This is a genomic window from Actinomadura sp. 7K507 (assembly GCF_004348425.1).
Lineage (GTDB): Bacteria > Actinomycetota > Actinomycetes > Streptosporangiales > Streptosporangiaceae > Spirillospora.
Genome location: NZ_SMKK01000326.1, coordinates 1 through 8,177, shown reverse-complemented (window position 1 = coordinate 8,177; position 8,177 = coordinate 1). Strand labels below are relative to the sequence as shown.

At 74.6% G+C, this 8,177-nt stretch carries 9 protein-coding genes; 3 read left to right on the top strand and 6 right to left on the bottom strand.

What is annotated here, in order from left to right; translation table 11 throughout:
• Positions 1 to 395 (top strand): YbhB/YbcL family Raf kinase inhibitor-like protein (locus E1285_RS41085; protein ID WP_132160034.1); only part of this gene is annotated, 395 nt, incomplete at its 5' end.
• 49 nt (positions 396 to 444) lie between these two features.
• Here E1285_RS41085 and E1285_RS41080 read toward each other — a convergent pair.
• Together E1285_RS41080 and E1285_RS41075 are read right to left on the bottom strand one after the other, a co-directional pair.
• On the bottom strand, positions 445 to 774 hold the full coding sequence (locus E1285_RS41080; protein ID WP_132160033.1) for a DUF2795 domain-containing protein: 330 nt from the start codon (positions 772 to 774) through the stop codon (positions 445 to 447).
• Between the two features lie 116 nt (positions 775 to 890).
• Positions 891 to 1,913 carry a Ppx/GppA family phosphatase gene (locus E1285_RS41075; RefSeq protein ID WP_243723410.1) on the bottom strand — a complete coding sequence of 341 codons (1,023 nt, stop codon included), beginning with the start codon at positions 1,911 to 1,913 and terminating at the stop codon, positions 891 to 893.
• A gap of 126 nt (positions 1,914 to 2,039) precedes the next feature.
• Between E1285_RS41075 and E1285_RS41070 the strand changes: the two genes are divergently transcribed.
• Positions 2,040 to 3,221 (top strand): zinc-dependent alcohol dehydrogenase, encoded by a 1,182-nt coding sequence (locus tag E1285_RS41070; protein ID WP_132160031.1) that lies wholly within the window; start codon positions 2,040 to 2,042, stop codon positions 3,219 to 3,221.
• Between the two features lie 111 nt (positions 3,222 to 3,332).
• Entirely contained in the window at positions 3,333 to 3,719 is a 387-nt protein-coding gene (locus E1285_RS41065) for a nuclear transport factor 2 family protein (RefSeq protein ID WP_132160029.1), read from the top strand.
• A gap of 6 nt (positions 3,720 to 3,725) precedes the next feature.
• Here the strand turns inward: E1285_RS41065 and E1285_RS41060 are convergent, their stop codons facing one another.
• Genes E1285_RS41060 through E1285_RS41045 form a run of 4 tightly spaced genes read right to left on the bottom strand, consistent with a single transcriptional unit; the run spans position 3,726 to position 8,105 of the window.
• A complete protein-coding gene (locus tag E1285_RS41060; RefSeq protein ID WP_132160028.1) occupies positions 3,726 to 4,610 on the bottom strand; it encodes a hypothetical protein in 885 nt (294 codons plus the stop codon).
• Positions 4,607 to 5,782, bottom strand: a complete 1,176-nt coding sequence (locus E1285_RS41055; protein WP_132160026.1) for a cytochrome P450 — start codon at positions 5,780 to 5,782, stop codon at positions 4,607 to 4,609. Before E1285_RS41055 ends, E1285_RS41060 begins: the two co-directional genes overlap by 4 nt.
• 57 nt (positions 5,783 to 5,839) lie before the next feature.
• On the bottom strand, positions 5,840 to 7,042 hold the full coding sequence (locus tag E1285_RS41050; RefSeq protein WP_132160024.1) for a helix-turn-helix domain-containing protein: 1,203 nt from the start codon (positions 7,040 to 7,042) through the stop codon (positions 5,840 to 5,842).
• A 13-nt stretch (positions 7,043 to 7,055) separates the two neighbouring features.
• Positions 7,056 to 8,105 carry a polyprenyl synthetase family protein gene (locus tag E1285_RS41045; RefSeq protein WP_132160022.1) on the bottom strand — a complete coding sequence of 350 codons (1,050 nt, stop codon included), beginning with the start codon at positions 8,103 to 8,105 and terminating at the stop codon, positions 7,056 to 7,058.
• Positions 8,106 to 8,177 lie beyond the last annotated feature (72 nt).

Below are 8,177 nucleotides of genomic sequence, written 5' to 3'. Positions count from 1 at the left end.
ATTCGCACCAGTCCGGGGATGCCTCCCCCGAAGTGAGATGGTCCGGCGTACCCGCGGCCTGCCTCGAGCTGGTCCTGACATGCGAGGACCCGGACGCGCCCGGGGGGACGTTCGTCCACTGGGCGCTGGCCGGGATCCCGCCGGAACGCGACGGGCTCGGGGCCGGGGAGGAACGCCCCCGCATCGCCAAGGGCCGCAACGGTTTCGGCGAGAACGGCTACGGAGGCCCGCAGCCGCCCGCCGGGGACCCGCCGCACCGCTACGTCTTCACGCTGTACGCGCTGCGCAGGCCGTCCGGCCTGACCTCCGGGTTCTCGGCCGACGACCTGCGCGCCGCCCTGAAGGACAACACCGTCCTCGCGACCTCGACCCTCATCGGCACCTACGCCCGCTGAAGACCCGCGCCCGCCCAAGCCGCGCCCGCCGGACCGGGGCGGGCGCCCGTCAGGGAAGGTCCCGGTCGTCGCGGCTCAACTCTTCCTCGACCGGGTTCTGCTCGCTGTGGCGCATGTGCTCGGCGAGGCCGGGCTTCTCGTGCCGCCGGCGCTGGTGGTCCCGCTCGGAACCGGTGCGCCCCGGGTCGGGCTCGACCGGCAGCGAGCGCATCACCTCGGCCAGGCTCTCGTAGGTGCCGAGCGGCAGTGCGAGCAGCGCGCGCTCCGCGTCCGACTCCGGCTTCCTGCCGTGCGCGTGGTGAACGATCCGCTCCTTGCTCGCCGGGAACGCGAGGTCCCCGAGCATCTCCTCGATCTGCCCCGTGTCGGCGAGTCTCATGATGGTCCCCCCTGTCGCCTCGCTGCGCACCCGTGATGCCGTCCTGTCGCCGGGCTGCCCGCGGTGCCGCCGTCCAAACGAGCGCCGCACCCGGTCGACGTGGGCGGCCTGGGGATTCAGGGGACGGCGCGCAGGTGCACGTCCCGCAGGATCACGGGGCTGTGCTCCGGGAAGGCGTCCGGGGCGCGGCCCTCGTTGAGCGCGTCCAGCCGGTTCAGGAAGAGGCCCTCGCGGAGCGCCCACGGGCAGACGGCGAGGCGGTCGAGCCCGAGGACGTCCATCAGGGCCTCGGCCACGATCGCGCCGGCGAGGATCTGGTGGGCCCGCGACGCCTTCACCCCGCGCAGCCCGGCCCGCTCCGCGTCGGGCAGCCGCGCCAGCTTCGGGATCCAGCGGTGCAGCTCGTCCCGGTCGAGGTGCCGCTCCCGGTAGGGGCCCGCCTTCGCCTTCGGGGCGCCGCACAGCCGGGCGAGCTGCGCGAACGTCTTGGACGTCGCCACGGCGGTGACCGGCGGGGGCAGCTGCGCGATCCCCAGGGTCGCCTCCCGGAGGACGGACCCGGCGTGCGCGCGGAGCGCCTTGCGGGTGCGCTTGGGCACGGGCGGGCGCGGCGGCAGATGGTGCCGGGTGAGGCGGCCGGCGCCGAGCGGCAGCGACAGCGCGATCTCGGGTTCCTCGCCTTCGCCGCAGGCCAGTTCCATGGAGCCGCCGCCGATGTCGGCCAGCAGCATCGGACCCGCCGACCAGCCGCGCCACCGGCGGGCCGCGAGGAACGTCAGCCGCGCCTCCTGCTCGCCGGTGAGGAAGCCGAGTCCGACGCCCGTGGCGGCGCGCACTTCGGCGGCGACGTCGTCGCGGTTGGCGGCGTCCCGCAGCGCGGAGGTCGCGTACGGGAGCATCTCGTCGACGTCGAGCGCCGCCGCGGCGGCGACCGACTCCCCCACCGCGCCGATCAGCCGCCCGACGGCGGGCCGGTGGATGACGCCGTGCCGGTCGGTGGCCTCGGCGAGCCGGACCGGCGTCTTCACGGACCGCACGCGCCTCGGCGGGTATCCGGGGGCGAGGTCGGCGACCCGCAGGTGGGCCGAGTTGGAGCCGATGTCGAGGACGCCGAGGCGCAGGGGGGCGGCGGATTCCATGGACGTGCTTTACCCCGTCATGTCCCGATCAGTCCGGCGCGGGGCGCCCACCGGGGTTGTCCACGTTTCGCCCTGGTCATCGGGGTAGTGGCGCTTTCGACCGTCCCTGTTCTTGGAGGAATCACGATGAAGGCTGTCACCTGGCACGGCAAGCGCGATGTCCGGGTGGACGAGGTGCCCGACCCGGAGATCAAGGAACCGGACGACGCGATCATCAGGGTCACCTCGTCCGGCATCTGCGGATCGGACCTGCACCTGTACGAGGTGCTCGGGCCGTTCCTCGGCGAGGGCGACGTCCTCGGCCACGAGCCGATGGGCGTCGTCGAGGAGACCGGTCCGGAGGTCGCGCACGTCAAGCCCGGAGACCGCGTGGTGATCCCGTTCAACATCTCGTGCGGCCGCTGCCACATGTGCGGCCTGAAGCTGTTCGCGCAGTGCGAGACCACGCAGGTCCGCGAGCAGGGCATGGGCGCGGCGCTGTTCGGCTACACCAGGCTGTACGGGCAGGTGCCGGGCGGGCAGGCCGAGTACCTGCGGGTCCCGCAGGCGCACTTCGGGCCGATCAAGGTGCCGGAGGGCCCGCCGGACGAGCGGTTCGTGTACCTGTCGGACGTGCTGCCGACCGCGTGGCAGGCCGTCGACTGGGCCGGCGTCCCCGAGGGCGGGACGGTCACCGTGCTCGGCCTCGGCCCGATCGGGCAGATGGCCGCCCGCATCGCGCGCCATCTCGGCCACCGGGTGATCGCCGTCGACTTCGTGCCCGAGCGGCTGGAGATGGCGCGGCGGCACGGCATCGAGGTGATCGACTCCGACGACGCCGACGACGTCCCGGACGCGGTCCGGCAGCTCACCGGCGGCCGCGGCACCGACTCGGTGATCGACGCGGTCGGGATGGAGGCGCACGGCTCCCCCGGCGCCAAGCTCGCGCAGACCCTCACCGGGCTGATGCCGGGCGGCGCCGCCGCGCCGCTGATGTCCCGCGTCGGGGTGGACCGGCTCGCCGCGCTCGGCACCGCGATCGAGGTCGTCCGGCGGGGCGGCACGATCGCCCTCATCGGCGTGTACGGGGGCATGACGGACCCGCTGCCGATGCTGCGGATGTTCGACAAGGGCATCACGCTGCGGATGGGCCAGGCGCACGTCAAGAAGTGGATCGACGACCTGATGCCGCTCGTCACAGACGACGCCGACCCGCTCGGCGTGATGGACCTCGCGACGCACCGCTGGCCGCTGGAGAAGGCGCCGCAGGCGTACGAGATCTTCCAGAAGAAGCAGGACGGCGCGATCAAGATCCTGCTGCAGCCCTGACCCTCGTCCCAAGCGCGTCCCCGGTGATCGCGAGCGGGGCCGCCTCCCCTAGGATTTTCCGCGCCCCCGTGCCGTCCCGGGGCCGATGATCCGAGCCTGGAGGTGGGCCCCATGCACCCGTTCCGCGCGGCCATTGAGAAGGGCGACATCGACGCCCTCCCGGCGCTGCTGGCCGAGGACGTCACGTTCCTCAGCCCGGTGGCGTTCGCGCCGTACGAGGGGCGGGAGATGGTGTCGGCGATCCTGCGCGCGGTGACCCGGGTGTTCACGGACTTCCGCTACGTGAATGATTTCGGCGCCGGCCGCGACCACGCGCTGATCTTCAAGGCGCGGGTCGGTGACCGGGAGGTGCACGGCTGCGACCTCCTGCACCACGACGACGACGGGCTCATCGACGAGTTCTGCGTCATGGTCCGGCCGCTGTCGGGGGCGACGGCGCTCTCGGAGGCGATGGCGGTGGAGTTCGAGTCCGTCAAGCGGGACCTGGGCCTCGCCTGACCGGCGTTACCGGGCCAGCCCGAGCGCGACGTAGCTCGCGAAGGCCAGCAGCATGTACAGGGCGGGCGCGGCGGGCGGCCAGCGCGTCCGCCCGCGCCGGAACGCCCGCGCCGCGAGCGCCGGCGCGAAGAGCGGGACCAGCGCGGCGAGCGTCCACCCGGCCGGCGCCCGGGAGAAGGCCGCGAGCAGAACCGCGGACAGCGCCGGGACGGCCAGGGCGAGCGAGACCGCGCCGGTGACGCCCAGCGTCGTCACATAGGTCCGCTCCCCCGCCCGGGGAGCTCGCGTGATCTTCCGGGCCAGCTCGGGATGCCCGGCCGCCAGCACCACCACGGCGACGGCGACCGCTCCGGACGCGCCGGCGCGCTGCCCGGACACGTCCAGATGGCCGGCGTACAGGTACAGGTGGAGCAGGACCGGCACGGGCAGGCCGACCAGCAGGCTCGCGAACAGGTTGTCGGCGGACGGACGGCGCCACCGCAGGTATACGGCGATCGCCCCCGCCGCGTACCCGAGCTGGACGAGCAGGATCCCGGCCCGCCACGGCCACGCGGCGTTCAGCACGACCAGGATCAGCACGCCCGCGCCGTACAGGACGGCCAGGTCATCGGTCCGGACCTCCCCGGCCGCCAGCGGACGTGCGGGTTCGAACCGGCGGTCGTAGTCCAGGTCGCGGATGTCGTCCAAGGCCCGCATCAGCAGCAGATCCACGAAGAGGGTCGCCGCCGCGACCGCCGTCCCCGGGCCGGGCCGCCACGCGGAGGATCCCGGACCGAGAGCGGCGAAGAGGCCGGTGACCCCGTACGCCCACAGCGCCGCGAACACCAGGGAGGGCAGCGGTGGGTAGCTCCCCCGGAGGAACCGCGCCAGCCGGGCGGCGCGTCCCTTCATCGGCCGCTGCCCGGAGTCCAGGTCACGGGGAGCCGCCAGACGCCGCGGACGAACATCCGATCGCGCCATTCGAGGCCGTCCGGTCCGGCCGCCGGGGCGAGGTCGCCGAACCTGCGCAGGAGCGCGGCGATCGCGATCTGGAGTTCGGCGCGGGCGTGCGCCGCGCCGAGGCACATGTGGCGGCCGTGCCCGAACCCGGCGTGCGGGTTCGGGGAGCGTCCCGGGTCGAACTCGTCCGCGCCGGGGAACGCGGCGGGGTCGCGGTTGGCGGCGTCGGTGAGGGGGATGACGACCTCTCCCCGAGCCAGCGTCGTCCCGGCCAGTTCCACGTCGGCGAGGAGGACGTGGGGCCGGCCTCCGGTGCCGGCGAACCACACCCAGCGCAGGCACTCCTCGACGGCGGCGGGGATCAGCGAGGGGTCGGCGCGCAGCCGCGCCGCGAAGCCCGGACGCGAGACCAGTTCCAGGACCGACGCCGCCAGGAGGTTGGACGTGGTCTCACCGCCCGCCGTCAGCAGCCCGTACCCGAAGACGATGATCTCGTCGTCGGACAGCCCCGACGAGGTGACGAGACCGGTCAGCAGGTCGGTTCCGGGTCGTGCCCGGCGTTCGGCGAGCCGGTCGGCGAAATAGGCGTGCATGCCCTCGCGGGCGGCCTCGACCTCGCCGGCGGGGTAGCGGCCGGCCGACATCATCGCGCTCACCCACGGCAGCAGCAGGCCGAGGTCGCCGGAGGGGACGCCGAGCACGTCGCAGATGACCGCGTACGGGAACGGGGTGGCGAACCGGGCGATCAGATCGGCAGGCGGGCCGGCGGATTCCATCCCGTCCAGCAGCCGCCCGGCGAGCGCCTCCATGCGGGGGCCGTCCGCCTCGGCGCGGCGGGCGGTGAACCACGCCTGGACCGCCCTCCGGCGGCGGGTGTGCGTCGGCGGGTCGCAGGCGGCCAGCGCGAGGGACTCCGGCGTCCGGGCGAAGAGCGTGCCGCCGGCCCACGCCTCGCGGCTGAACCGGTCGTCGGACAGGACCGCCCGGACGTCGGCGTGCCGGGTGACGAGCAGCGCCCGGTGCCCGCTCGCCAGCACGACGGGCACCAGCGGCCGCTCCCGGAAGCGCCGCAGGTAGCCCTCGTCCAGCGGGACGCCGGGACGGTTCGGCAGGGGGAAGTCCATCGTGTTCCTTCGGACGCGTGTTCCTTCGGACGCGTGTTCCTTCAGGCGCGTGTTCCTTCAGGCGCTCAGCGGCGGAGGCAGCGAGGCGTCCTCGGCGCCGTCGCGTTCGAGGCGGGTCAGGCGCGCCGAGGTGAGCGCCGCGCGGAACAGCTGGATACCGCGCGCCGAGCTCGGGTCGATGCCGGACAGGTCCCTGATGCGGTCCAGCCGGTAGTGCAGGGTGCGGCGGTGGATCCACAGCTCCCGCGCGGCGCGCTCGCGGTCGAGGTTGCAGGCGAGCAGGACCTCCAGCGTGCGGCGCAGGTCCGTGCCGGCGTCCAGCGGCGACAGCACGGCGGAGAGCCGGCCGCGGATGCCGGGCTGCCCGAGGATGGCCAGCTCGACCAGCAGTTCGTCCGCCCGGTATGGGCGGTCTTCGGCGTCGGGGATGGCCTTGACGATCGTCAGCACCCGCGACGCCTCCTCCAGCGCGGCCGGGATGTCCGCAAGGCCGCCCAGGAGGGACGCGGCGGCGTGCACCGGCCCGCGCGTCCACGCCGCGATCCCGGCGGTGAACTCGGCGGCCCGGTCCTCGGCGTACAGCGGGTCGGCGGCGGGGAACAGCACGACCAGGCGGGACAGGTCGCCGGAGTAGAGGACGCCGTCCCATGCCTCCAGGCGTTCGCTGGCCCGCTCCCAGTGCCCGGCGGAAACGAGGGCCGGGGCCTCGCACAGCAGCACGAGATAGGCGGGCGCCAGGCGGACCCCGGCCGCGTCGGCGATGACGCCCGCGGGCGCGCCGTCGACGAGCGTCTCGGCGAGGAGCCGCCGCAGGGGCCGTGACCTGCTCCCCTCGCAGGGCGCCTCCGCGTAGCCCTGGATGCACTCCTGCCGCGCCCGCCCGGCGAACCGCGCGGTGCGCGCCGTCAGCTCCGCCATCTCGGCGAAGCACGCGGCGGGCGCGACCGCCCAGCAGGACCGCGCGGCCGCGGCGAGCGCGAGGTCCCACGCCTCCGACAGCACCGGCAGCGGGACCGCCTGCCGCGCCGCCATGACTCCGAGGTCGCGGAAGCGCGCCAGGTCGTCCTCGGGGAGCGGGTCTCCCGCGAGGACGAGCCCGAGCAGGCGTGCGCAGGTCTCGCCGCGGCAGCCGAACATCGGGCCCGCCGCCCGCCTGAGCGGCTGGTAGGCGGGGTGGCCGCTCAGTGCCTCCCCGATCGCCGTGTCGAGCAGCGGGCAGTGCGCCGTGAGGATTTCCGGAAGTGCGCCGGAAACGGTCATCGGGGGTCTCCTCCTAGGCCACGGCCAGCCGGAACCCGGGCATGTGGCCGGCGGTCTCGTCGACCAGGCCGTGCAGTTCCCGGACGCACCCCGGCTCGCCGCCCAGCGTGTCCAGCAGGCCGTGGGCATGCTCGATCAGGGGCGCGACGGAGGCCGCATAGGAGTCGATGACCTCGTCGTCCAGCATCCAGGCGGTCAGCTCGGCGCGCGCGGAGCGGGAGTGGCGGGCGGCGGCGGGCAGGGCGAGCGCCTCCCTGCGCCGCGCGGCCGGGAGCGAGGTCAGCAGGTGGACGAGCAGGTACGTCGCCGTCCCGTTGGCGAGGTCCTCGTGCCGGCCGGAGGCGAGGTCGCGCTGGTCGTTCACGAGCTGGCGCACCACGCCCAGCGCGCGGCCGAACGAGCGCCAGCCGGCGACGCGGCGGCGGTCCGCTCCGGCCAGGCACGCCGCCGACGCCGCGGCCATCGCGTACGGGGCGCCGGTCTTGCCCTCGTAGCTCCTCAGCACCGACGCGGGCGTGGCCGCCGAGGCCCGGCAGGTGAGGTCGCGGAGCTGGCCGTCCACGGCGTCCAGCCAGCACCGCGACAGCTCGTCGCCGAGCGAGGCGCGGACCCCGGCGCTGACGGGCAGGTCCGCGACGAGCCGGGCGGGCAGATGGCTTCCCACGGCCAGCGCCGCGAGGACCTTCGTGCCGGCAGCGACACCGCCGGGGGACGGCGCGCCGGGGGCGTCGGTGAGGTCGTCGAGATGCCGGGCCGCCGCCCACCAGAGCAGATGGATCACGGCGATGGCCCTGGCCGGGGCGGGCGGGTCGCCGGTCTCCACGGCGTGCACCAGCAGCGGGAGCGTGATCATGCCGTTGGTGCCGGGACGCGACCCCTTGGCGCGGACGGTGTCGAAGAACTCCACGAGGAACTCCGACATGGCTCCGCCGACCATCTCCCGGCCCTCGCCGAGGCCGAGCGGGAGGCCCTCGGCGAGCAGCTCGCACAGCACCGCCATCTCGGCCTCGACCTCGGCGATCGCCCGTTCCTGGGCGGCCTTGCCGAACACACCTTCGTCCACGTGTTGACTCCTCTGCTGCTGCGGGGTGTTCCGGGCCGTGCGGGCGGCCCGGTGATTCAGGGCGGGTGGTTC

Coding starts and splice junctions, on each gene's coding strand:
- E1285_RS41065 (WP_132160029.1), top strand. CDS start 3,333: ATGCACCCGTTCCGCGCGGCCATTGAGAAGGGCGACATCGACGCCCTC.
- E1285_RS41055 (WP_132160026.1), bottom strand. CDS start 5,782: ATGGACTTCCCCCTGCCGAACCGTCCCGGCGTCCCGCTGGACGAGGGC.
- E1285_RS41050 (WP_132160024.1), bottom strand. CDS start 7,042: ATGACCGTTTCCGGCGCACTTCCGGAAATCCTCACGGCGCACTGCCCG.
- E1285_RS41070 (WP_132160031.1), top strand. CDS start 2,040: ATGAAGGCTGTCACCTGGCACGGCAAGCGCGATGTCCGGGTGGACGAG.
- E1285_RS41080 (WP_132160033.1), bottom strand. CDS start 774: ATGAGACTCGCCGACACGGGGCAGATCGAGGAGATGCTCGGGGACCTC.
- E1285_RS41075 (WP_243723410.1), bottom strand. CDS start 1,913: ATGGAATCCGCCGCCCCCCTGCGCCTCGGCGTCCTCGACATCGGCTCC.
- E1285_RS41060 (WP_132160028.1), bottom strand. CDS start 4,610: ATGAAGGGACGCGCCGCCCGGCTGGCGCGGTTCCTCCGGGGGAGCTAC.